Consider the following 22,245-nt stretch of genomic DNA (forward strand, 5'->3'; position numbering starts at 1 on the left):
CCCAAGCCGAGGGAAGCCTAACGCCAGTTCGGGTGACGGGACGCCCGGCGCGTGTCACAGCTCTGTGATAGCCCGACGCCGCGCCCCACCTGGCCTTCCGCCCGCACCGGACCGGCCGGTACCGTCCGCGCCGCGTGATAGGCAGGGGAACATGACGAGCACCTCCGAACCCGTGCACTACCGGGCCGCCGACACCCGCTACGACGCGATGGAGTACCGCCGCAGCGGGCGCAGCGGTCTGAAGCTGCCGGCCATCTCACTGGGCCTGTGGCACAACTTCGGCGACGACCGCGCCCTGGACACCCAGCGGGCCATCCTGCGCCGCGCCTTCGACCTGGGCGTCACCCACTTCGACCTGGCCAACAACTACGGCCCGCCGCCGGGCGCCGCGGAGGCGAACTTCGGCAAGCTGCTCGCCCAGGACTTCCGGCGCTACCGCGACGAGCTGGTCGTCTCCACCAAGGCGGGCTACCTCATGCACCCCGGCCCGTACGGGGAGTGGGGCTCGCGCAAGTACCTGCTGTCCTCGCTGGACGCCTCGCTGCGCCGGACGGGCCTGGAGTACGTCGACGTGTTCTACTCCCACCGCTTCGACCCCGACACGCCGCTGGAGGAGACGATGGGCGCGCTGGCGTCCGCCGTGCACCAGGGCAAGGCGCTCTACGTGGGCCTGTCGTCGTACAACGCCGCGCGCACCCGGGAGGCGGCGGCGCTGCTGCGCGGGATGGGCGTGCGGCCGCTCATCCACCAGCCGTCCTACTCGATGATCAACCGCTGGACGGAGGAGGACGGGCTGCTGGACACCCTCGCCGACGAGGGCATGGGCTGCATCTCCTTCGCGCCGCTCGCCCAGGGCCTGCTCACCGACAAGTACCTCCACGGCATCCCCGAGGGCTCCCGGGCCAGCCGGGGCACCTCGCTCGACCCGGGGCTGCTCACCGACGAGGTCGTGGCGCGGCTGCGCAGCCTGAACGCGCTGGCCGAGCGGCGCGGGCAGAGCCTGGCGCAGCTCGCCCTGACCTGGGTGCTGCGGGACCCGCGCATGACGTCGGCGCTCATCGGGGCGAGCAGCGTGGCGCAGTTGGAGGCGAACGTCGAGGCGCTGACGGGCGCGCCCCTGACGCCCGAGGAGCTGGCCGAGATCGACCGCCACGCGGTGTCGGCACCGGGGACGAACATCTGGGCCCGCAGCAGCCAGGGGTGACACCGGAGCGCCGGGGGGCGCGCGGGAGTGCGGGCGCGGTGGGCACGAAAAGCGGGCCGGTCCGTGGGGGGGATACGGACCGGCCCGAGGGGGGGTTTCCACCATAGCCCCTTCGCGGGGGTGCTCCGTGCACCTCGGCGGAATTTCATGCTCCGAGCCCGCCGGCGGCCACCCCCAGCAGCGTCCCGACGATCATGAAGGGGCCGAAGGGGAGCGGCGTCCGGCGTTTCGCCCGGCCGAACCCGATCAGCACCAGCCCGTACGTCGCGCCCAACACGAACGCGGTGTACGTGCCGCCCAGCACCAGCGGCCACCCGTACCACCCGAGGGCGACGCCGCAGGCGGCGGCGAGCTTGACGTCGCCGAACCCCATGCCGCGCGGATGGATGAGGAACAGCACCCCGTACCCCGCGCACAGCGCCGCGCCGCCCAGCAGCGCGCGCGGCCAGTCGCCCCCCGCCCCGGGCAGGAGCGCCGCCACCCCCAGCAGCGCCGCGGCGGCCCCCGCGAGCGGCAGGGTCAGCACGTCCGGCAGCCGGTGCACGGCCAGGTCGACGGTGGCGAGCAGCACCAGCGGCGGGGCCAGCAGCAGCCACACCGCCAGCTCCGGTCGCGGCCCGACGGCGGCGGCCAGCCCCGCGCAGACGGCCGCCGTCGGCACCGCGAGCCACCGGCGCGCGATCCCGTAGGCCGGTCCCGCGCACTGCGGGCAGCGCCCCGGCCCCGCCCACCCGGCGAGCGGGTGCCCCGCCGGGCACGTCGCGCGCCACGCCCGTCCGGTCGGCACCGAGAGCCGGTACGCGGGCCGCACCAGCGCTCCTCCGGCCACGGCCCCGTACCCGGCCGCCAGCAGCACACTCCCCGGCTCTCCCACACCGCGAGCCTACGGCCGCCCCGGCGGACCACCGCGAACTCCCCGCGCCTGCGCCATAATCGGCGGCGTGAGACGAGCGCGCCCGGGCGACGGCACCGCGCTGCTGCGTCTGCCGGGCGGGGCGGCGGTACCGGTGGAGGTGGCGGCCTCCCTCGCCGCGCGCACCCGCGGGCTGCTGGGGCGCGACACGGTGGCCGGGGCGCTGCTGCTGACACCGGCCGCGAGCGTGCACACCTTCCGGATGCGGTTCCCGATCGACGTCGCCTACCTGCGCGGTGACCTCGGGGGCGAGCTGACCGTCCTCGCCGTGCGCACGATGCCCCCGGGCCGGCTGGGGCTGCCGCGCCCGCGCGCGCGGCACGTGCTGGAGGCGGCGGCCGGGGCGCTGGCCGACTGGGACGTCCGCCCGGGCACGCGGGTCCGGGTGGACGGCCACACCGCCGGGCGCTAGCGTCGCACCCGTGATCGACACCGAGCGCCTGCGGCTTCGGCCGCTCACTCTGGCGGACACCGACCGCTACGTCGAGCTGCACGCCGACCCGCGCGTGCACCGCTTCGTCTCCGCCTGCACCCCCGAGCAGGCGCGCGAGCGGCTGGCGGGCGTCGAACGGCAGTGGGCCGAGCGCGGCCACGGGCTGTGCGCGGTGGAGCTGCGGGACACCGGCACGTTCCTCGGCCGCTGCGGGCTGCACTGGTGGGAGCAGTTCGACGAGGTGGAGGCGGGCTGGACGCTCCGGCCGGACGCCTGGGGCCGGGGCTACGCCACCGAGGCGGCGGCCGCCTGCCTGGAGTTCGGCTGGCGCGTGCTGGACGTCGACTACGTCACCGCGATGATCCACCCCGACAACACCGCCTCCGCGCGCGTGGCCCGCCGGCTCGGGTTCGCCCCGCGCCGTACGGACACGCTCTTCGGCAACCCCGTGACCGTCCACGCGCTCGACCGCCCCGCGTGAGGCGGACGGGCCCGGCGCTCCGCGCGGGAGCGCCGGGCCCGTGACGCGGCGGACCGGGCTCAGACGAGCTCGGCGCGCAGCGAGATGTTCTTGACCCCGGCCAGGGCCTGGCTCACCGGGCAGTTCTTCTTGGCCTCCTCCGCGGCGGCCTGGAAGTCCTCCTCGGACAGACCGGGCACGCTGGCGCGGACGGTCAGGGCGATGCCGGTGATGCCCTCACCCGGCTGGAACGTCACGTCGGCCTGCGTGTCCAGCGCGGCGACGGTGTAGCCCTGGCCCGCGAGGCCGTGCGAGAAGGCCATCGAGTAGCACGCGGAGTGCGCGGCGCCGATGAGCTCCTCCGGGCTCGTCCGGCCACCGGGCTCCTCGGCGCGGGCGGGCCAGCTCACCTCGTACGTGCCGATGCCGGAGGACGCGAGCTCCACGGAGCCCTTGCCCTCCATCAGGTTGCCTTCCCAGTGGGTCTTAGCGGTACGCGTGGTGGCCATGCTGTGGGTGTTCCCTTCGTAACGTGTCCGATGCGGTGGTACGGCCTCACGCTATCCCCGCCGCCCGTCTCCACGCCGCCACACCGGTCTTGACCCGGCCTCAGCCCGCCGCGGCGCGCCGGAGGCGGGAGCCCCGGCGCCGAGACGCGGCGTGCCCCGCTCGGGCAGCGGCTCGCGGGCGGGCAGCGGCTCGCGGGCGGGCCGTCTCCCGCGCGGCGGGCCCGGTGCGCCGTCCGCGCGGGCCTCCCACCGGCCGTCGGGTCAGGCCGGGGCCGGCTGCGGGTCGGGACCGGGCGCCGGGGGCTCGGGCGCCGGGGGCTCGGGCGCCGGGGGCTCGGGCGCCGGGCCGGGGCCGGGCGTCGGGCTCGGCTGCGGCGGCTCCGGGGGCACCGGAACGGGCCCCGGCTCCGGGCCGGGTGCGGGGCCGGGCTCCGGCCCGCCGGGGCCGGGTGGCGGCGTGGGGGCGGGTGGGACGGGGTCCGGCTGCCGGGCCGCGGTACTCCGGCGCACCGCCCCCGGGGCGGTCTCTGCGGTGGTGGTGACGGTCACGGGTCCTCCTCACCCCGGTGCGCGACACCGGGCGTCGGTACCTGCCCGTCCGGGTGCCCGCGCGTCTCGGACGTCACGCATGCGGGTTGCGGGCCGTTCCGGCGGCTCGTCCTCCGCCTCCTACACCCGGCGCCAGGCGTCGTCGCGCACCTGGGAGCTGGCCTGCGGGCCCATGCGCAGCATGCCGCCGTCCACCACCCAGGACGCGCCGGTGACGTACCCGGCGTCCGGGCCGACGAGGAAGGCGATGACGCCGGCGACCTCCCGCGCGTCACCCGGTCGGCCCAGCGGCAGCCCAGGACGCGGCAGCTCGTGCACGTCGGCGTCCTCGTTCCCGGTCATCGGCGTGGCGATCTCGCCCGGTGCGACGGAGTTGACGTTGATGCCGTGCTCGGACAGCTCCAGCGCCATCACCTGCGTCAGCAGGCCGAGGCCGCCCTTGGCCGCGCAGTAGGGCCCGGCGCCCACCTTGGGCTGGTGCTCGTGCACGCTGGTGACGTTGACGATACGGCCGCCGTCCCCCTGGTCGACCATGCGCCGCGCCGCGCGCTGGGAGCACAGGAAGGGGCCGACGAGGTCGATGTCGATGACGGTGCGGATGGTGTCGTGCGGCAGGTCCAGCACCGGCGTCGAGGTGCCCGTGCCGGCGTTGTTGACGAGGGCGTCGACGCGGCCGAGCCGGTCGGCGAGCACGTCGATGGCCGAGGCGGCGTCCGGCAGGACGGCGAGGTCCATGTGCTCGACCTCCGCCCGCTGGCCGCGCGCCCGCACCTCCGCCGCCGTCCGCTCGGCGCCCTCCTCGTCGCTGTGCCAGGTGATGCCCACGTCCATGCCCGTCTCGGCCAGTCTGACGGCCGTGGCCCGTCCGATGCCCGAGTCGGCCGCGGTGACGACGGCGGCGCGCTGCTGCTCCATGGTCCGGCTGCTCCTTTCGAGTGGTGCCGCGTGCTCGACGGCCACGCGGCGGCACCGGCCCCCGAGTGCCCCCGCCCAGACCGGCGATGCATGGCAGCCACCGCGTTGTCCCACTCCCGCCCCGGGCCGGCCCGCTCCGGACGCCCCCGCCGCGCGCCCCCGCGGCGGGGCGTGCGCCTCGGACGCCCTCCCCGCACAGCCGCCCTCCCCCGGACGGACCCGCTCGACCCGACCCGCACCGCACACCCCCACCGGCCCGCCCGGACCGGGCAGCCCCGAAGGCCGTTCCGCGCATCGGTGAAGGAGCTCGCGAGCCCTGGCTACAAAGCGGAATTGCCCACTCCTGGCCTGCGTCAGCCTCGGAAGCGGCCGACGGACCACGCCGCACCGTGCGCGCTCAGGCGGCCCGAGAGATTGCGGGACGCCCTCGGGCAACCACCGTCCGCGCACCTCGCACCGAGCGCACCGGGCCGGGGTCCCGCACCGGGACGCCCGCACCGGGCCCGTCCAGCCGGGCGCCCGCGCCGGGCCGTAGTCGTCCGGACCGCCTCGGATCGGGGCCGTCTCAGCCGGGCCCAGGCGCCGGGCTGTCCACCGGGCCCGGGCGGCGCGACGGCGGGACGGCTCCCGCACGGCCGGGGCACCAGGGCGGAGCCGGGGGCCGGGGCCGTCAGCGACCCAGCGCGTCCCTCAGTTCGGACTTGTTCATCGAGGAGCGGCCCTTGACGTCCCGCTTCTTGGCCTCCGCGTAGAGCTGCTCCCGGGTCTGGTCGGCGGAGCGGGCGGAAGCGGAGGCGCCGCCACCCGATCGCGAGCGCTGGGCACCGCGGGTCTCGCCCGCCTGGGCTTTCTGCTTGTTCATGGTCCGGGACGCGATCTCGCCCGCCCGCTTGGCGCTGCCGCCACCGCGCTTCTTCTCGCTTTCCTTGATGTGCTCGTACTGCCGTTCCCGCTTGGAGCTGGACTGTTTGGCCACCGTGGTCGTCCTCCGTTGCGTGGGCGTGGCCCGTCGACGGCCGTTCCAGGAACCGCACATCGGGCATATGAGAACAAAATATCCTCCCCGCGAAGAGCGCGCACGACGACCGCGCCACACCACACACGGACCCGCCCCCGGATCGCACACGTGCGAAACGGAACGCGCGCACGCGCCGGAGGAACCACACCCGGGGTCCCATTCGTCACACAGAGAGACAGCGACACCACCGTTCACCTGCGAACCAAGCGCGGCATATTCGCACAGCAAAATCAGCGGCCGCACTGATCGAAGCTCTCCGCACTGGCACGTTCCGACCAGTCAAATGCTCTTGCGATCGCGCACGCAAACGCCCTAGGTTCAACGGCGTCGGGGGAGGACAACGCCATACACACAGGGGTGGGGGGCATGGACAGGTTCGACGACCAGAAACCGGGTGACCGCACGGGTTTAGACCGAGCCCGGGACGCGGCCAGTCGCTTCGCGGCCTACTTGCGGGAGGGGCCGCCGGAGGGGGAGGGAGGGCGCGGAACACCGCCCCAACTGCTCGACCGCGACTGGCCGATGCCGCCCGGGACACGGTCGGTCTACGCCATCGGACAGGCACTGATCCTGCGCGGGACGTTCACCGAGGCCGACTCGTTCGCCCTCAAGCGCGCCTTCCCGGGGCAGTTGGTCACCCTGGACGACGAGAACGACCAGGAGGCGACGCTGGTGGTCTGGCCCCCGGCGCTCAGCGGCTACGACGACACCCCGCCGAGCTGACCGGCGTACCGACCGCCACGAGACCCCGGGCCCAGGCCGCCCGGGGCACTCACGCCCCGGGCGTGCTCCACGCCCGGGGCTGTTCCCTACCCGGCCCGCTCCCCACCCAGAGCGGGATCGCGCGCCGGCGGACCGCCGGGCGGCAGACCGCCGGGCGGCGCCGTCGCCGCTCGGCGTGTACAACGCCGGGCGACCGGCATAGTGTGGGCCGGGAAACTGATCCCGGCCTACAGGGGTCGATATGTCGACATCACGCCTCCGTCCCCTCACCGTCGCCGCGGCCGCCTGCGCCCTGACCCTCGGCCTCGGCGCCTGCGGCTCCGCCGACGCCACCACCTCCCCGGCACCCTCCCCCAGCCCCCACGCCGCCACCTGGTCGGCCCCCGCACACGCCGAGGCCGTCCGCGCGCTGGGCGGGCAGGCCGAGGACCGGCTCCGTGCGGCCGAGGAGGCCGCTCGCCGGGCCGCCGCCGAGAAGGCGGGCGTCCAGGCCCAGCAGCGGAGCCGCACACCGGCGTCCTCCTCCGCCACGCCCCGACCGTGCACCACGGCTCCCGAGGACCGCGCGGCCTGCGTCATCCCGCCGGGCGCCGAGTTCAGCCCGGACGGGGGCGACGTCGACGGCGACGGGATCTTCGAGGACCACGAACCCGTCGGCCCCGGAGCGCAGGACCCGCGCGCCTACGACGGCGGGCGCACCTCCGGCGAGACCCAGTGCGCCTGGCTGCGCCAGCAGGGCGTCGACTGCTGACCGGGCCGACGACCGCGCGCGGCACCCGGCGGCCCACCGCTGCGCCCCCAGGAGCGGCGCCCGTCACGTCGGCGGCACCGGAAGGGAACACGCAGTGAACCGCACCGGCACGACGATCGCGCTGAGCGCGAGCCTGCTGGGGGCGATCGCGTGCGTGGGCGCCGTGGGCCTGGGCGGCCCCACGCCCCTGGAGCCGTCCGCGCCCCCGCCGGGCGGCGCGTCGTCGTCGGCGGAGTCCCGGCAGGACCCCGCCGACGTCCTGCACTACTGGACAGACGAGCGCATGGCCGACGCGGAGCCCGCGCCCATGCCGGACGACGGCTGACGCGGCCGGCGACCCGCGCTCGCCCGCCCGGACCACCCGGCCGGTTCTCGGTTCTCGCACCGCCACGGACAGCGCGCGGACCGCCTCGTGCCCGGTGCGCCGTGCGGAGCACTCATCCCCGCCGCCGGGACTGCCGGGGCGCGACGCCCATGCCGCCCGCAGCCCCGCGCCATACGCGCAGGGGCTGAGCCGGTCCGTCACGGGGGAGGGATGCGCGAACCGGCTCAGTGTGACCAGAGTACTACGGAGCGTCTACTCGTCCGTGCGCGGGAAGGAGACTTCCACCCTTCGGTTCTTCTCCCGGCCGTCCTCGGTTGCGTTCGACGCGACGGGGTAGTCCTCGCTGTATCCGCGGATGTTGAAGGTCGTACCCGGATCGTCCAGGTGCTTGACCAGCTCCCGGTGCACGGCCTCGGCGCGGTCCTGCGACAACTCGACGCCGTGCTGGTAGGAGCCGAGGTTGTCGGTGAACCCGTAGACGTTCACCTCGGTCGCACCCTGGGCGTCGATCTCGCCCGCGATGTCCTCGATCCGGGCGTTCGCCTCCCGGTTCAACTCTGCGCTGTCCCGGCCGAAGAGGACCTCCGCCTGGAGCGTGAAAGTGGTCTTGGCGTTGGAGTCCGCACGCCGCTCGTCCCCGCTCTCGTCCTCGACCACCTGCACGATGTCGATGACCCGGGGCTCGGCGAGGGTGGCGCCGTCGCGCATCAGCAGTTGCGGCGACTGGGCGTTGACCTTGACCGGCGGCTGGTCGTTCGCCGGCCCGTAGGGCGAGTCCGCGGCCCGTGCCACCGGCGCGGCCGCGAACGACAGCGCCGCCGCCGTCACCACCGCCACCGCCCCACCCGGCACAACACCCCACCACATACCCATCCCCCTCACCCTTCGGTCAGTTCGATGGTGGCGGGTGACATGGTCGGCAGGTGAAACTCCACCTGCGTGACTTCACCGGGAGGCGCGGGGAACTGCGCGTAGACGGGGCGGCTCTCACCGGACTTGATGTTGGTGAGTCCAGTCGTACACAGGCACTCGCCGTCGGTGTCACGCAGGATCATGTAACGCTTGTTGCCGTCCGGATCTACCAACGTCGCTCCGGAGATCGAGGATTTGGATTTGAGGGCAGTCTCCGACGAGCTCCACCGGTTGTAGTTGAACGTCTTGTCCCCGGTGTTCGTCAGTGTGCCGTGGATGGTGACGAAGCCACCGGAGTCACGCACCGCGGAGTGCAGCCTGACGACGATGTCGTCGGAGCCGGTGAGTTCGCCGATGACCTTGTCGGTGTCCACGTCCTCCGCGGGTTTCTGGTCGCTGGTACCGCTGCTTGCCGGCTTATCGGCACCGGACCCGTCCGCAACATTGTCGTCACCCCCTCCGCAGGCCGTGAGCGTGGCGAGCAAGCCGGCCGTCACCACCGCGGCGGCCCGCATACGCAGACCGCGCCTTCCCGTGTGCCGGATGTTCATCGATGGGTTCCTTCGCTTATGGACGTCTCAGTCAACCAGCCGAACGGTGAACAGTTCATCCAGTTCGGGAAGCGGCTTCGGGCGTTCCGGATCCACCACCACGTCTTCGCCCTGGCACGTCAGCTCGACGATCTCGCGCTCGCCCTCTTCCCTCTCCTCCCCGTCACCGGCCGCGTTCCGCAGTCTGCACCGCGGCTCCAGAGCGGCAGTCGCACTCGCCGTCGCGTACTGGCCCCCGGTGCCGGGGATGATCGTGTCTCCGACAGGAGTCCTGCTCGTGACATCGACCGTGAACCCACCTCCCAGCCCTGCGGACCGTCCGCAACCGTCGAGGTCGGCACCGTTCATGGACGCGAAGCGCTGGGCTTCGGCACAGGCCCCAGCTTGGTTGAGGAGCAACCCGTCCAGGACATCTGGCAAGAGCTCCGGGGTCGACAGGTTGTCCAGCAGCGCTAGGCCGAGCTGCTGCCGCGCGTCGTTTGCGGCGGCGAGTGCGGCTGCGTCCGCCGCACCCTGCGCATCGTTGCGTGCGGCGGCGGCCTGCCCGACGGCGAAGTACGCCAACGCGAGGAAGAGGGCTCCCGCCACCACGGTGATGTAGAGGGGGAACGCCTGTCCGCGATCGGCAGCGTCACTCCAGCGCCGGGTCAGCCCCCGGTCACCCTGCTGATCTGGTCCGCGATGGCATCCGAGATCGTCGACCCGAAGTCCGTGGTCAGGAGGACGGCGATGATGGCGGCTACGACGGCCAGGATGCCGAGGTATTCGATGGCGGTCTGGCCGGTGTCGTTGTTCTGCAGGCGGGGGTTCATGGGGGTCTCGCTCTCCGGGCTCAAGCGATGGGGGCGGGGTGGCGGTCGGGCCCGGTCGGGGGCCGGGCGCCGGGGGGCGGGCCGGGGGGGGGCGGGGGGCGGGGCGGTGTCGCAGGGCCGCGGGCACCCAGCGGGGCGCGGCGCGGCGGAGAGCCGGACGCGGCATCAGCGGTGACCTCCTCCCCGCTCCGTCGGCCGGCGTGCACGGCGCACGCCGTTCCGCAGAGTGACTCTGCCACAACGGGTTGCGCACGCGAAGGGGGTAGCGGGAAATGTGTATGAATTGATGCGGAGTGACAAGTGTGCTTACTCACCCGTGATCCTCCCGAACTCGACGCCGGTGCCCAGGAACAGGCCGGCGACGAGCAGGATCAGCGTGGCGGGCACCATCACGGTGGTGATGACCAGCGTCGCCTTGGGGACCGCACGGGCCGCGCGGCGGCGCGCGTTCTGGGCGTCGGTGCGGCGCATGTCGGCGGCGATGGCGATGAGCGTGTCGACGATCGGCGCCCCGAGGTCCTCGCCCTGCTGGAGCGCGGTGACGAACATGGCGACCTGCTCGGAGTCGTTGCGCCGCCGCAGCTCCTCGAAGGCCTGGCGGCGGCTGACGCCCATGTCCATCTGGCGGAGTGTGATGCGCAGTTCGTCGGCCCACGGGCCTTCGTACCGTTCGGCGACGCGGTCCAGCGCCTGCCGGAAGGCCAGTCCGGCGGAGACGACGACGGCGAGGACGTCCAGGAAGTCGGGCAGGGTGCGCTCGATCTCGGCGCGGCGGACGCGGACGGCGGCGGCGATGCCGACCTCGACCCAGAACAGCCCGAACGCCACCATGAGCGCCGCCGGCAGCCACTGTCCGCGCGCCAGCATGGCCAGCGCGCCGAGGGCGCCGAGGACGCCGTAGACGAAGCGCCGGGCGGCGTAGCGGTCGAGGGTGAGGCCGCCGGGGTTGCCGGCGTGGTCGATGCGGCGCCGGACGGCGGCGACGCGGCGCGGGCCCATGAGCCGCAGCACCAGCGGCGCCCAGCGCATGCCGAGCCGGTCCAGCGCGGAGTTGACGGGCGTGGTGCGGGTGGCGCCGACTTCCAGGGCGACGGCGAGGTCGGCCGGAAGCCTGGTCTCCGCCCGGTACAGGCGCAGCCCGTGGGCGAGGCCCAGGACGCACAGGGCGGCGAGCGCGGCCAGCAGCAGGGTCACGGCGGGCGGTTCCCCTCAGACGTCGATCCGGGACATGCGGCGGATGACGAGGAAGCCCACCGCGTACAGGCCGAAGGCGATGACGACGGCGGCCTGGCCGACGAAGGTGCTGGTCATCCGGTCCAGCACGCCGGAGCCCGCCCGGTCCATCAGGAACAGCACGGTCAGGCCGATCAGCGGTACGGCGTAGGCGGTCATCATCACCTGGGAGAGCTGGGTCTTCACTTCGCGCCGGGTCTCCTTGCGCTGTTCCAGGGTGTCGGTGAGGTTGCGCAGGGAGCCGACGACCTGGCCGCCGGCCCGGTTGGAGAGCACCAGCGTCGTCACCAGCACCACCAGCTCGCGTGAGGGCAGGCGTTCGGCCAGCTCGCCGAGTGCGTCGTCCAGGGAGTGGCCGAGGGCGAGCGCGTCGGAGACCTTGCCCAGTTCCTCCCCGGCCGGCGCGTCCATCTCCTCGGCGGCCAGGGGGATCGCGGTGCGCAGCGCGAGTCCGGCCTGGGTGCCGTTGGCCAGCAGCCGGGCGAGTTCGGGGAGCTGGCCGATGAAGCGCTCGATGCGCTTGGCGCGCTGCCAGCTCAGGAAGGTGGCCGCGCCCCACAGCCCCAGCAGGGCGGCCAGCGGCCCGAAGAACGCGGCGAGCAGGGACTGGGCGACCACCCACAGGCCGGTGACGAGCGCGAGCACGTACACCGTGAACTCGCCCACCGTGACGTCGAGCCCGGTGGCGGCCAGGCGGTGTTCGAGGCGGCGGCCCCAGCGCGTGGCGCGCAGGCGGCGGTCGAGCCCGGCGAACCGGCGCGCACCGGCGACCGGGTCGGACGGTGACGCGCTGAGCCGGGCCTCCAGCTCCCGGCGCTGGGCGCGTCCGGCCGTGTACGCGCGCACCGCGAGCACGGCGAGGGCGCAGGCCACCAGGGTGGCGCCGAGGGTGAGGGCGACGAGCTGGTCGAGTGTCATGGGCGCTTCCGGGTCCGTGGGCCTCAGCGGGTCGCGCGGGTGGCGAGGTCGAGTGCGGAGTGGGCGACGCCGAAGGCGGGGGGCAGGGCCTCGCCGGCGAGGTAGAGGCGGTCGGCGACGCGGCGCGGCAGGGGGAGGTACTCGAAGGCGCCGCGCACCACCTGGTCGGCCTCGAGCGGGCGCGGGCGGAACCGGGCGACGCTGGTGAGGCGGTAGTCCTCGCGCCCGGCGGAGTCCAGGATGGCGATCTCGGTGATGCGGCGGGAGCCGTCGGGGTGCCGGGTGAGCTGGACCAGGACGTCGACGGCGCTGTTGATCTGGTCGCGCAGCGCCGCGAAGGGGATCTTCACCTCGGACATGGACGCCAGGGTCTGCAACCGCGTGAGCGCGTCCTCGGCGCTGTTGGCGTGCACGGTGGCGAGCGAGCCGTCGTGGCCGGTGGACATGGCCTGGAGCATGTCCAGCGTCTCGCCGCCGCGCACCTCGCCGACGATGATGCGGTCGGGCCGCATGCGCAGGGAGTTGCGCACCAGGTCGCGGATGGTGATCTGGCCCTTCCCCTCGACGTTGGGCGGCCGCGCCTCCAGGGAGATGACGTGGCTCTGCTGGAGCTGGAGTTCGGCCGCGTCCTCGACGGTGATGATGCGCTCCCCCTCGGGGATGAGCCCGGACAGGGCGTTCAGCAGCGTCGTCTTCCCCGATCCGGTCGCGCCGGAGACGATCACGTTGAACTTCGCCCGGACGAGGGAGGCGAGGAGGACGGTCATGGGCTCGTCGAGCGTGCCCAGGTCGATGAGTTCGTGGAGCGTGTAGGAGCGGGGGAAGCGGCGGATGGTGAGCGTCGCGCCGGTCAGCGCCAGCGGCGGGATGACGACGTTGACCCGCTCCCCGCTGGGCAGGCGGGCGTCGACCATGGGGTGAGACTCGTCCACACGCCGGTTGACGGTGGAGACGATGCGCTCGATGGTCTGCATGAGCTGGTCGGCGGAGGCGAAGCGCAGCGGCAGGCGCTCGACGCGCCCGGCCCGCTCGACGTAGATGTGGTCGGGCCCGTTGACCATGATCTCGGTGATCCCGGGGTCCTCCAGGAGCGGCTCCAGGATGCCCAGGCCCAGCGCCTCGTCCACCACGCGCCGGATGAGCTGGGCGCGTTCGGCGGTGGACAGGACGGGGCCCTCGCGGCTGACGATGTGGCCCAGGACGCGCTCCAGGCGCACCCGGCGCTCGGCGGTGGCGAGCCGGGACATCTCGGCGAGGTCGATCTCCTCCAGCAGCTTGGTGCGGAAGGTGCTGACCAGGTGGCTCTCCTCGGGCCGCTCGGCGGCGGTCTCGGGGGCGGTGAGTCGGGCCTTGAGGCTCATCGCGGGACGGCTCCTGCCGGGGACGGGGACGCGGGGCTGCGGCGCACGCGGCTCACGGCAGCTCCCTGGACCGGGGCATGGTGGCGGACTTCTCGGCGCTGCCGAAGTCCACGCCCGGGATGACGGAGGGGATGTCGACGGTGGCGGTGACGGTGACCTCGCCGGGCTCACGGCGTTCGGCGAAGGCGGCGCCGTCCGCGAGCCAGCCGCTCAGCGCCGCCTCCCCGGCACCGGCGGCGGCCCGGTCGTCGTCCTGGGAGACGTAGCGGGCGGCGGTGCGGGCGGCGGTGCCGGCCTGCTGCGCGGTGTAGGCGGCGAGGCCGAGCTGGATGCCGGCGAGGGCCAGGAGCAGCAGCAGCGGGACGAACCCGAGGAACTCGATCGCCGCCTGGCCGCGGTCCCGGTCCCGCTCCCGGCCCGGGGGTCGACGCCGGTCCGGGCGCCGCACGCGGGCGGCGGCGGGCGGGGCGGGCCGGGTCACCGCGGGTCCTCCGACACGGCCGCCGCGTCCGCGGTGACGTCGAACGGGAAGCTGACGAGGCCGGGGAAGAGCACCGGCACGCGGAGGGTGACGTCGGCGTGCGTCAGGCCGCCGTACGCGCCGCAGGAGACGGCGGCGCCGGAGGCCCAGGCGCCGGGCAGGTCGGCGGAGGCGGCCGCGCCGCAGTCGGCGCCGACGGCACCGGCCCGGGCGGCCTCGTCGGCGGCGTTCGCGGCGAGGGTGAAGGTGTAGCCGACGAGCACGCACTGCCACAGCAGCGCCAGGGTGAGCAGGATCAGCGGCAGCATGCCGAGGAACTCCACGGTCGCCTGCCCGCGCTCGTCGCGCACCCCCGCCCCGCGCGCGCCACCCGCGCGCCCGCGCTCGCCGCGCGCCCACGCCCCGAGCGCGCCACCCACGCGCCCGCGCGCGCCACCCGCTCGCCCCCGGCCGTCGCTCCGCCCGCCGCGCACGCCTCAGCGCTCCCGGCGCGAGCGGCGCGGGCCGGCCTGCGGCGCGGCGCGTTTGCCGGCGAAGGGCACCAGCCCCTTGCCCGGGGCCGCCCCCGCCTGCGTCCCCGCGACGAGGCCCACCTCGCCGGCCAGCGCCCACAGCGCCTGACGGACCGCGCCGCGCGCGTCGAGTTCGTGCATGCGGGAGGAGTCCAGGCAGCCCTGGAGCTCCTTGAAGGCGGCCGGGACGGTGGTGCGGGCCATGCGCGTCCCGGTGACGCGCCGGATCAGCGGCGGCTGGATCTCACCGCCGCGCGTGTGCCGGTTGACGACGGTCACGGTGTCCTCGGCCTTGCGGATCCGCAGCCGCTCCCACAGCCGTACCTGGCGTTTGACGCCGCGTACGGCGACGACGTCCGGGGTGGTGACCAGCAGCGCGGTGTCGGCCTGCTCGACGGCCACGGCGCCGGCGGCGTCCAGGTGGCTGCCGCAGTCGACCACCACGGCGTCGTAGCGGGCGCGCAGGGCGGGCACGAGCTGCCGGGCGGCGGCGTCGGTCACCTCCTCGGCGCGTTCGCCCTCGGCCGGGGCCAGCAGCAGCGCGAGCCCGGTGGCGTGGGGGAACACGGCGTCCTGGAGCACGCGCGGGCCCAGGTCGCCGAGGCCGGCGAGGTCGGCGACGGAGCGGCGGAACTGGACGTCGAGGAAGGAGGCGACGTCGCCGCCTTGCAGGTCGAGGTCGACGAGCACCGTCTCGTGACCGGATGCCTGTGCGGCCAGGGCGAGCTGGACGGCGGTCAGCGTGGCGCCGACGCCGCCCTTGGCCCCGGCGACGGTCACGAGCGTGCCCGTCGGCGCGGTGGCGTGGGGGTCGTCGCCGGGCCCGAGGTGGCGGCGCACACCGGTGGCCCAGCCGGCCACGGCCTGCACGCGGGCGGCCAGTTCCTCGGGGCCGACGGGCAGCGGGAGCACGCCGCGCGCGCCGCTGTCCATCGCGGCGGCGTACCCGGCCGGGCTGGCGTCGCCGCTGATGAGCACGGTGCCGACGGTCGGGAAGCGCAGCGCGATCTCGCGGACCAGCTCCAGCGCCGGTTGCGGGCCCAGGCGTTCGTGGACGAGCACGACCTCGGGCAGCCCGGCCGGGGAGGCCGCCCCGAGGGTGGTCAGCAGGTCCAGCAGGTGGGTGCTGGTGCCGACGGTCGGCAGCGCCTCGGTGCCGGGCAGGCGGGCGAGGAGGCCGGCGAGGGCGTGGCCGGCCTCGGCGTCGCCCACGGCGGGCAGGACCCGGGCGGCCGGGCCGGGGGCGTAGGGCACGGGGTGGTTCACCGCTCCTCCCCGAGCCGGTAGGTGCGCTGGTCGTCGGGGACGTTCCCGGCGTCGCCGGGGGCCACCAGCGCGAGCCGGACGTGGGTGGCGAAGGACTCGGCGTAGGCGATGCGCTGGGCTCCCGCGGTGTCGAGCGCGAAGGTGATCGGCACGGCCTCGCGCTGGCCGTAGGAGCGGGCGGCCTCGCGGTCCCCGCCGTCCTCGATGCTGGTCAGCTCGCCGACGTCGATGACGCGGGCGGCCGCCACGATGAGCTGGGAGACGTCGGCGGTGTCACCCTCGCCGCGGAAGGTGGCGTAGACGTTGACGCGGGCCCCGCGGGTGATCTTGCCCGCGACGCCGGTGGCGGCGTCGATCATGATGGCGATCTCCTGCTGGCCGGCCTCCAGGGCCGGGCGGTCGGCGATCATGTCGTGCTGGAGCAGCGAGCCCTCGCGCAGCGGGTTGAGGGCGATCTTGCCGGTGACGGCGTCCAGGTCGGTGACGGCCGTCTCGGGCAGCCAGCGCTCGGGGACGCGGATCTCGGCGAACTGGTCGGGCCGCAGCTCCTGGTAGGGCTCGACGTCGGCCTTCACCTCGTACGCCCTCACCTCCGGGCCGACCTTGGCCTCCACCTCGCGCACGACCGAGAGCACGCCGGCGAACGCGGCGAGGGCGCCGAGTAGGGACAGCAGCATCAGGACGACGCCGCGGCGCTGACGGGAGTTCATGGCGCGGGGCTACCTCTGGTCACACGGGGTGGACGGTGGGCGGTGGGGCGGGCGCGTCATCGGCGCCCCGGGGGGATCGGGCCGTAGGCGCCGTCCTGGGGCACGACGGCGGCGGAGGTGTGCGCGGTTCCGGACGGGCCCGTGTCGTGCGGTATCACCGGACCTGACGCCTCGTCGTCCTCCGCGCGCGGATCCGGAGCGCCGTGGTGAGCCGGGCGGGCCGGGTGTTGCGCGCGCGCCGTCCGGGCGCCCGGGGCGCGGTGCGGCGGCCGGCCGGTGCCGGGTGCGGGCAGCGGAGCGGCGCAGAACGCGCAGCGGTCGCCGATGAGTTCCAGCCCGCACCAGTGGCAGGCGGTGCGCTGCACGGAGCCGACGAGGTGGTAGAGCACGGAGATGTCCGGGATGGCGGCGGCGAACTCCACGAGCCTGCCGGTGCCCCACCAGCCCGGCGACTCGGGCGGCAGCGCCGTCTCCTCCACCCCGCTGACCTGCCACCGGGGGGCCAGGGTGGCGCTGACCCAGGTGGAGGTGAGCTGCCCGGCGGCCGTGGTGAGCCGGGTGACGTAGCCGGGCCCCTCCGGCGTGCCCGGAGTGCCGCCGACCCTGACGAGCTGCGGCTTGGGCGCGGTGACGACGGCGAACCGGCTGCCGGGCAGCCAGGAGCGGGCGTGCGCGGTGAGCGGCACGGGGACGCGGTCGAGCCGGGTCACGGAGCCGAGCACGGCCCCGGCGTGGATGTAGTGGGCGAGCAGCCGCACGGACGCGGCGAGCACGCCGGGGCTGACGTCGGTGGCCGAGAGCTGCCGCAGTTGCCGCACGAGGACGGCGAGCGCCAGCGGCGGCAGGTCGCAGGCCACCAGGGCGATACGGTCGGACTCCAGCACCGAGCGCACCGTGTGCAGCCGTTGCCGCAGCGCGGGCGCGACGGAGGCCGGGTAGAGCGCGATGAGGTAGCCGTGCTGGTCCAGCAGCGCGCGGACGCGCTCGACGGCTTCGTCCAGGGGCTGACGGCCGGGGTCGCCGAGGACGTGGGCGGCCGGCGTGTGCCGGTCCGGCGGCGGAAGCACCAGCTCGGGGCTGGTGACGGCTATCGCGGTGGTCACATTCGCTTCCCGTCACCTCGGTGGGTGGCCGCCACGGCCGACCGTTCCTCACCATGCGTACTGCCTGCGTCACCGAAGCCTAGCCGCCGGGGGTCCGGGTGAGAACCCTTGTCCGCGTATGCGGAGTTGGCGCGGCCGGTGCGCGCCGCGGTCACCAGGGCAGGGTGCGGATCTGTTCCACGCACAGGACGACGAACAGCAGCGCGGCGGCCAGCAGCATGCCGTTGCTCAGCCGGCCGCTGCGCCACGGGGCCGGCATCGCGCGCCCGTTGAGCAGGACGAGCAGGGTGCCGGCCAGGAACGGCAGGAACAGCGCGCCGAGCACGCCGTAGGCGACGACGAGCGCGAACGGGCGGTCCAGGAAGAGCAGCGCGATGGGCGGGAACGTCAGCCACAGCAGGTAGAAGCGGAACGGTGCGGAGCGCTCGCGCGCGCCGGATGAGACCTCGCTCACCCCGCCGCCGCCCGCCCCGGTACCGGTGGCCGCGCCGGCGCCGTCCGCCCCGGTCGCGGCATCCCGGCGCGGGGTTGCCAGCGTGCGCACGTAGTCGGAGAACAGCAGGCTGACGCCGTGCCAGACGCCGACGAGGGAGGAGAAGGAGGCGGCGAAGAAGCCGACGAGGAAGAGCTTGGCCGTCACCGGGTCGAAGCGGCGCTCCAGCTCGTCGCCGACGTCCAGCAGCCCGGAGCTGCCCTGGAGGGTGATGTTCGCCGCGTGCAGCAGCTCCGCGCCCACGATGATCATGGCGACGGTGAAGACGCCGGTGGTGACGTAGGCGGTGGTGTTGTCCAGCCGCATCATCCGCATCCACGCCGGGGTGTCCCACTTCTTGGCGTTGACCCAGTACCCGTAGGCGGCCATGGTGATCGTGCCGCCGACGCCGCCGATGACGCCCAGCGTGTAGACGAGGGAGCCGTCGGGAATGGTGGGCACCAGCCCGGCGAACGTCCGGCCGACGTCGGGCGTGACGCGCACGGCGAGGACGACGACGATCACGAACATCGCGCCGACCAGTACCGTCATGACGCGCTCGACGGCGCGGTAGCGGTTGAACCACACGAACAGCAGGCCGAGCAGCGCCGTCCCCACGCCCCACACCTTCAGGTCCGCGACGCCCGGGAAGAGCGCGGCCAGCGGCAGCGCGCTGGCGGACATGGCGGTGGCGCCGTAGGCGAAGCCCCACAGCAGGGCGTAGAAGCCGAAGTAGTACAGGGTCCAGCGGCCGATGGAGCGCCAGCCCTCGAACAGCGTGCGGCCGGTGGCCAGGTGCCAGCGCGCGGCGCCCTCGGCGAAGGCGATGCGGATGGCGCAGCCGACGACGACGGCCCACAGCAGGCCGTAGCCGAAGCGGCTCCCGGCGACGAGCGTGGCCACCAGGTCCCCCGCGCCGATGCCGGTGGCCGCGACGACGAGCCCGGGGCCGACGGCGCGCCACCGCGGCCGGTGCTGCGCCGGCGCGGCCACGGGTCCGGCCGCCGCCTCGCCGACCGACGGCTGCTCCGCGCGGCCGTCCCGTCCCGTGCGGCCCACGTTCCCCTCGTCCGTCACGCGCCACCTCCCCGCACGATCATTCCGGCGCGGCGCGGACCCCGGCAAGGGGGCGTGCGCGCCGCGCGCGGCGTACGGGCGGCCGCCGGGCGGCCCCGCTCCGACAGGCCCGCGCCGGACTACGGGCGCGGCAGCGTGCAGCCCGGGGCGTGCAGGACCAGGGCGTTGCCCGTGGTCACACAGCGGGTCAGGAGGTAGGTCTGCTGGCCGTAGTTGGTGCCCTGGCGGACGCTGACCCGGCCGTCGGCCGCGACTTCGCAGGGATTGTGGACGGCGCACCGGCCGCCCCCGTCGTTCCCGGTGCTGTTGACGCCGACGACCTGACCGGTGGCCCGGTCGACCACCGGGGCGCCCGAGGTGCCGCCCACGGTGGCGCAGGAGCGGGTGTAGCGCAGGGAGTCGGTCATCGTCCACGGGCCTTCGCGCAGCACGGGGACGAAGCCGTCGATGGCGCACCGGTAGACGTGCTTCCAGTAGCCGGAGGGCACGTCGATGGCCGTGCCGGCGGACGGCCGGTCGGCGTCGAGGGTGCGGGGGTGGGCCTGCGGCCCGTACCGGCCGGTGATCTGGGCGTAGGTGTCGGTGAGCCGGTAGAGGGCGACGTCGGTGCCGGTGACGGTGGCGTAGGCCAGGTGCGCGGCGCGCAGGGTGCCCAGGGCGCGGCCTTCGACGTCGAGCAGGGTGAAGGCGCGCCGCGAGGGGGCGGCGGTGACGACCTCCCCCGGGCGCGGCACGCGGCTCTCCACGCAGTGGCCGTTGGTGAGCACCAGGGCGGTGTCGGCGGGGCGCGAGTGCGGCATCCGCACCAGCGCGCCGGAGCAGTTGCTCAGCGCCACCGTGCCCGCGAGGCCGCCGGCCGTGCGGGGCGGGGCGGGGGCCGGGGCGGTCGGGTGGGCGTAGCCGGGGGGCACGGGCCGGGCGACGGCCGGGGCGGGGGCGAGCCCCAGGGCCGTCGCCGCGCAGAGCAGCAGGGCGGCGGCCCCGGAGCGCAGGGCGGCGCTCCTGGAGCGCAGGGCGGCGGCCCCGGAGCGCGGGGTGTGCGGCTGGACGGGGGCGGGGCGCTTCCGTGCGGGTCGGCTCATGGTCCCCTCCGGTCGCGGTGGTCGCTCCTTCGGTACGGGGAACTGGCGCGCCGCCCGCCGGTTACGGTTTCACCGCCCGCGCTACGCCGAACCGGTGACGGGCCCGCGTCAGTCGAGCACCGCGAGGGCGTCGATCTCCACGAGCAGTCCGGCGGGCAGGCCGACGTAGACGGTGGTGCGGGCGGAGGGCACGGACACGCGGTCGGCGAGGTAGGCGTCGTAGAGCCGGTTGAACTCGGCGAAGTGGTCGGGGTCGGTGAGGTAGACGCGGACCATGACGACGTCCTCCCAGCGCGCGCCGCCCTCGGTGAGCACGGCCTCGACGTTGGCCAGGGTCTGGAGCGCCTGCTCGCGCAGGGTGGGCCCGGCGGGCGTGGGCGGCCGGCCGGACTCGGCGGGCAGGAAGCCGACCTGCCCGGCGACCTGGAGCACGGGCCCCTTGCGCACGCCGTGGCTGAACCGGGCGGGCGGCGCGGTGTGGGTGGCGGGGGTGAGGGCGGTCTTGGGGTGCCGCTCGGCGGGGCGCTGCGTCATGTCCGTCCTTCGGTCGCGGTGGGGAGATGGTGGATAGTGCCCAGGGTCAGTGTTCCCGGGAGAGACGGACGCCACGATGACCCAGCAGCCGGACACGCCACCTCGGCCGGACCCGCGGCCGCACGCCCTCGCGCCGCACGGGGTCGACGCGCTGGCCGCGGTGGCCCACGAGCGGGTGGACCACCGGTTCAAGGGGCTGCCGCCGGACGCCGCGGGCCGCACGGTCGGCGAGCTGGCCGCGCAGCGGCGCGCGCTGTTCGACGGCGGCTTCACCACACCCGTGCTGGCCCTGTCCGCCGACGCCCTGGAGCACAACCTCGCGGCGCTGGAGCGCTACACGGGCCGGCACGGACTGGCCTTCGCCCCGCACGGGAAGACGTCGATGGCCCCCGCGCTCTTCGCCCGGCAGGTGGAGCGCGGGGCGTGGGGGATCACCGTGGCGACCGTCGCGCAGGCCCGGGTGTGCCAGGCGTTCGGCGTGCGCCGGGTGTTCCTGGCGAACGAGCTGGTGGACGCGGCGGCCCTGCGCTGGGTGGCCGGAGCGCTCGCGGCCGACCCCGGGTTCCGCCTCGTGTGCTACGCCGACTCCGAGCGCGGCGTGGCGCTGATGGACGCCGCGCTGGCCGGGGCGCCCCGCCCGGTGGAGGTGGTGGTGGAGCTGGGCGCCGGGGCCGGGTCGCGCACCGGCGCGCGGGACGCCGAGCGGTGCGTGGCGGTCGCCCGGGCGGTCGCGGCCTCGCCGGTGCTGCGGCTGGCCGGGGTGGCGGGGTACGAGGCGGACATGCCGGAGCCGTCGGCCGGCCGGGTGGCCGCGTGGACCCGGCGGCTGGCCGCGCTGGCCGTGGCGCTGGACGAGCGGGGGCTGTTCGACGGTCTCGACGAGGTGATCGTCAGCGCGGGCGGCAGCGCCTGGTTCGACGCGGTCACCGGCGTCCTGGAGGAGTTCGGGCAGCCGCTGTCGGTGCCGGTGCTGAAGCTGCTGCGCTCGGGCGCCTACGTCTCGCACGACGACGTGCAGTACGCGCGGCTGACGCCGTTCAACCGGGTGCCGCACGAGGGTGGGCTGCGCGCGGCGTTCACCCTGTGGGCGCAGGTGGTCTCCCGCCCGGAGCGGGGGCAGGCGTTCGTCAACGCGGGCAAGCGGGACGCGCCGCAGGACCTGCACCTGCCGGTGCCGAAGCTGGTCCGCTCCCTGGACACCGGCGCGGTGCGCCCGGCCGCCGGGCTCGCGGTCACGCGCCTGTCCGACCAGCACGCCTGGCTCGACGTCGCCGAGGGCACCGAGCTGGCCGTCGGGGACTGGGTGGGCCTGGGGCTGTCCCACCCGTGCACGGTCTTCGACCGCTGGCAGCTCATCCCGCTCGTCGCGGCCGACGGCACGGTGGTGGACTACGTCCGCACGTTCTTCTGACGCCGCCCCG

26 protein-coding genes are annotated in these 22,245 nt (G+C 75.1%); 7 read left to right on the forward strand and 19 right to left on the reverse strand.

Translation table 11 applies throughout. The annotated features are described in order from the left end of the window. The first annotated feature begins 151 nt into the window (after positions 1–151). Positions 152–1,204, forward strand: coding sequence for an L-glyceraldehyde 3-phosphate reductase (gene mgrA / locus OSB71_RS09580; protein WP_265946455.1), 1,053 nt, complete (start codon positions 152–154; stop codon positions 1,202–1,204). 145 nt (positions 1,205–1,349) lie between these two features. On the opposite strand, the gene OSB71_RS09585 is transcribed toward mgrA, so the two are convergent. After that, positions 1,350–2,078, reverse strand: coding sequence for a prepilin peptidase (locus tag OSB71_RS09585; protein WP_265946457.1), 729 nt, complete (start codon positions 2,076–2,078; stop codon positions 1,350–1,352). Between the two features lie 67 nt (positions 2,079–2,145). Here OSB71_RS09585 and OSB71_RS09590 point away from each other — a divergent pair, with 67 nt between their 5' ends. Both OSB71_RS09590 and OSB71_RS09595 read left to right on the forward strand, forming a co-directional pair. Continuing rightward, positions 2,146–2,529: a DUF192 domain-containing protein gene (locus OSB71_RS09590; RefSeq protein ID WP_265946459.1), complete on the forward strand. Its 384-nt coding sequence runs from the start codon at positions 2,146–2,148 to the stop codon at positions 2,527–2,529. Positions 2,530–2,539: 10 nt separating this feature from the next. Beyond that, on the forward strand, positions 2,540–3,031 hold the full coding sequence (locus OSB71_RS09595) for a GNAT family N-acetyltransferase (RefSeq protein ID WP_265946461.1): 492 nt from the start codon (positions 2,540–2,542) through the stop codon (positions 3,029–3,031). Between the two features lie 59 nt (positions 3,032–3,090). Here the strand turns inward: OSB71_RS09595 and OSB71_RS09600 are convergent, their stop codons facing one another. The 3 genes from OSB71_RS09600 to OSB71_RS09610 form a co-directional block, all read right to left on the reverse strand. Then, positions 3,091–3,519, reverse strand: coding sequence for an OsmC family protein (locus OSB71_RS09600; RefSeq protein ID WP_265946463.1), 429 nt, complete (start codon positions 3,517–3,519; stop codon positions 3,091–3,093). A 669-nt stretch (positions 3,520–4,188) separates the two neighbouring features. Further along, positions 4,189–4,983, reverse strand: coding sequence for an SDR family oxidoreductase (locus OSB71_RS09605; RefSeq protein WP_265946465.1), 795 nt, complete (start codon positions 4,981–4,983; stop codon positions 4,189–4,191). 670 nt (positions 4,984–5,653) lie between these two features. Continuing rightward, positions 5,654–5,959: a plasmid stabilization protein gene (locus OSB71_RS09610; RefSeq protein ID WP_265946467.1), complete on the reverse strand. Its 306-nt coding sequence runs from the start codon at positions 5,957–5,959 to the stop codon at positions 5,654–5,656. Positions 5,960–6,367: 408 nt separating this feature from the next. Here OSB71_RS09610 and OSB71_RS09615 point away from each other — a divergent pair, with 408 nt between their 5' ends. The 3 genes from OSB71_RS09615 to OSB71_RS09625 all read left to right on the forward strand — a co-directional run bounded on the left by OSB71_RS09615 (position 6,368) and on the right by OSB71_RS09625 (position 7,800). Continuing rightward, the gene (locus OSB71_RS09615) at positions 6,368–6,724 is read left to right on the forward strand and encodes a hypothetical protein (RefSeq protein WP_265946469.1); all 357 of its coding nucleotides are present in this window, start codon (positions 6,368–6,370) and stop codon (positions 6,722–6,724) included. 241 nt (positions 6,725–6,965) lie between these two features. Then, the gene (locus OSB71_RS09620) at positions 6,966–7,475 is read left to right on the forward strand and encodes a hypothetical protein (protein ID WP_265946471.1); all 510 of its coding nucleotides are present in this window, start codon (positions 6,966–6,968) and stop codon (positions 7,473–7,475) included. Positions 7,476–7,569: 94 nt separating this feature from the next. Continuing rightward, complete coding sequence (locus tag OSB71_RS09625) at positions 7,570–7,800, forward strand: hypothetical protein (RefSeq protein ID WP_265946473.1); 231 nt, start codon at positions 7,570–7,572, stop codon at positions 7,798–7,800. A 252-nt stretch (positions 7,801–8,052) separates the two neighbouring features. On the opposite strand, the gene OSB71_RS09630 is transcribed toward OSB71_RS09625, so the two are convergent. From OSB71_RS09630 to OSB71_RS09700, 15 genes are all read right to left on the reverse strand, one after another. Next, entirely contained in the window at positions 8,053–8,667 is a 615-nt protein-coding gene (locus tag OSB71_RS09630) for an OmpA family protein (RefSeq protein ID WP_416237236.1), read from the reverse strand. Between the two features lie 11 nt (positions 8,668–8,678). Further along, positions 8,679–9,263, reverse strand: coding sequence for a hypothetical protein (locus OSB71_RS09635; RefSeq protein ID WP_265946477.1), 585 nt, complete (start codon positions 9,261–9,263; stop codon positions 8,679–8,681). A 27-nt stretch (positions 9,264–9,290) separates the two neighbouring features. Continuing rightward, positions 9,291–9,914: a pilus assembly protein TadG-related protein gene (locus tag OSB71_RS09640; RefSeq protein ID WP_265946730.1), complete on the reverse strand. Its 624-nt coding sequence runs from the start codon at positions 9,912–9,914 to the stop codon at positions 9,291–9,293. Further along, positions 9,911–10,075 (reverse strand): hypothetical protein, encoded by a 165-nt coding sequence (locus tag OSB71_RS09645; RefSeq protein WP_265946479.1) that lies wholly within the window; start codon positions 10,073–10,075, stop codon positions 9,911–9,913. Before OSB71_RS09645 ends, OSB71_RS09640 begins: the two co-directional genes overlap by 4 nt. 306 nt (positions 10,076–10,381) lie before the next feature. Next, a complete protein-coding gene (locus OSB71_RS09650; RefSeq protein WP_265946481.1) occupies positions 10,382–11,269 on the reverse strand; it encodes a DUF5936 domain-containing protein in 888 nt (295 codons plus the stop codon). Between the two features lie 15 nt (positions 11,270–11,284). Next, the gene (locus OSB71_RS09655; RefSeq protein ID WP_265946483.1) at positions 11,285–12,226 is read right to left on the reverse strand and encodes a type II secretion system F family protein; all 942 of its coding nucleotides are present in this window, start codon (positions 12,224–12,226) and stop codon (positions 11,285–11,287) included. Positions 12,227–12,249: 23 nt separating this feature from the next. Further along, a complete protein-coding gene (locus OSB71_RS09660) occupies positions 12,250–13,587 on the reverse strand; it encodes a TadA family conjugal transfer-associated ATPase (RefSeq protein WP_265946485.1) in 1,338 nt (445 codons plus the stop codon). A 52-nt stretch (positions 13,588–13,639) separates the two neighbouring features. Further along, positions 13,640–14,068, reverse strand: coding sequence for a TadE/TadG family type IV pilus assembly protein (locus OSB71_RS09665; protein ID WP_265946487.1), 429 nt, complete (start codon positions 14,066–14,068; stop codon positions 13,640–13,642). Then, on the reverse strand, positions 14,065–14,418 hold the full coding sequence (locus tag OSB71_RS09670; RefSeq protein WP_265946489.1) for a TadE/TadG family type IV pilus assembly protein: 354 nt from the start codon (positions 14,416–14,418) through the stop codon (positions 14,065–14,067). Before OSB71_RS09670 ends, OSB71_RS09665 begins: the two co-directional genes overlap by 4 nt. Positions 14,419–14,544: 126 nt before the next feature. Next, positions 14,545–15,846, reverse strand: a complete 1,302-nt coding sequence (locus tag OSB71_RS09675; protein WP_265946491.1) for a CpaE/TadZ family protein — start codon at positions 15,844–15,846, stop codon at positions 14,545–14,547. Continuing rightward, entirely contained in the window at positions 15,843–16,556 is a 714-nt protein-coding gene (gene cpaB / locus OSB71_RS09680) for a Flp pilus assembly protein CpaB (protein ID WP_265946493.1), read from the reverse strand. Before cpaB ends, OSB71_RS09675 begins: the two co-directional genes overlap by 4 nt. Positions 16,557–16,612: 56 nt before the next feature. Beyond that, the gene (locus OSB71_RS09685) at positions 16,613–17,659 is read right to left on the reverse strand and encodes a glycosyltransferase family protein (RefSeq protein ID WP_265946495.1); all 1,047 of its coding nucleotides are present in this window, start codon (positions 17,657–17,659) and stop codon (positions 16,613–16,615) included. A 151-nt stretch (positions 17,660–17,810) separates the two neighbouring features. After that, the gene (locus OSB71_RS09690) at positions 17,811–19,124 is read right to left on the reverse strand and encodes an Nramp family divalent metal transporter (protein WP_265946732.1); all 1,314 of its coding nucleotides are present in this window, start codon (positions 19,122–19,124) and stop codon (positions 17,811–17,813) included. Between the two features lie 203 nt (positions 19,125–19,327). Continuing rightward, the gene (locus tag OSB71_RS09695) at positions 19,328–20,200 is read right to left on the reverse strand and encodes a trypsin-like serine peptidase (protein WP_416237237.1); all 873 of its coding nucleotides are present in this window, start codon (positions 20,198–20,200) and stop codon (positions 19,328–19,330) included. Between the two features lie 198 nt (positions 20,201–20,398). Next, positions 20,399–20,824: a RidA family protein gene (locus tag OSB71_RS09700; RefSeq protein ID WP_265946498.1), complete on the reverse strand. Its 426-nt coding sequence runs from the start codon at positions 20,822–20,824 to the stop codon at positions 20,399–20,401. 76 nt (positions 20,825–20,900) lie between these two features. On the opposite strand from OSB71_RS09700, the gene OSB71_RS09705 reads away from it, so the two are divergent. Further along, the gene (locus OSB71_RS09705; RefSeq protein WP_265946500.1) at positions 20,901–22,235 is read left to right on the forward strand and encodes an alanine racemase; all 1,335 of its coding nucleotides are present in this window, start codon (positions 20,901–20,903) and stop codon (positions 22,233–22,235) included. Positions 22,236–22,245 lie beyond the last annotated feature (10 nt).

It is taken from the genome of Streptomyces marinisediminis, from assembly GCF_026262575.1.
GTDB classification, from domain to species: Bacteria; Actinomycetota; Actinomycetes; order Streptomycetales; family Streptomycetaceae; genus Streptomyces; species Streptomyces marinisediminis.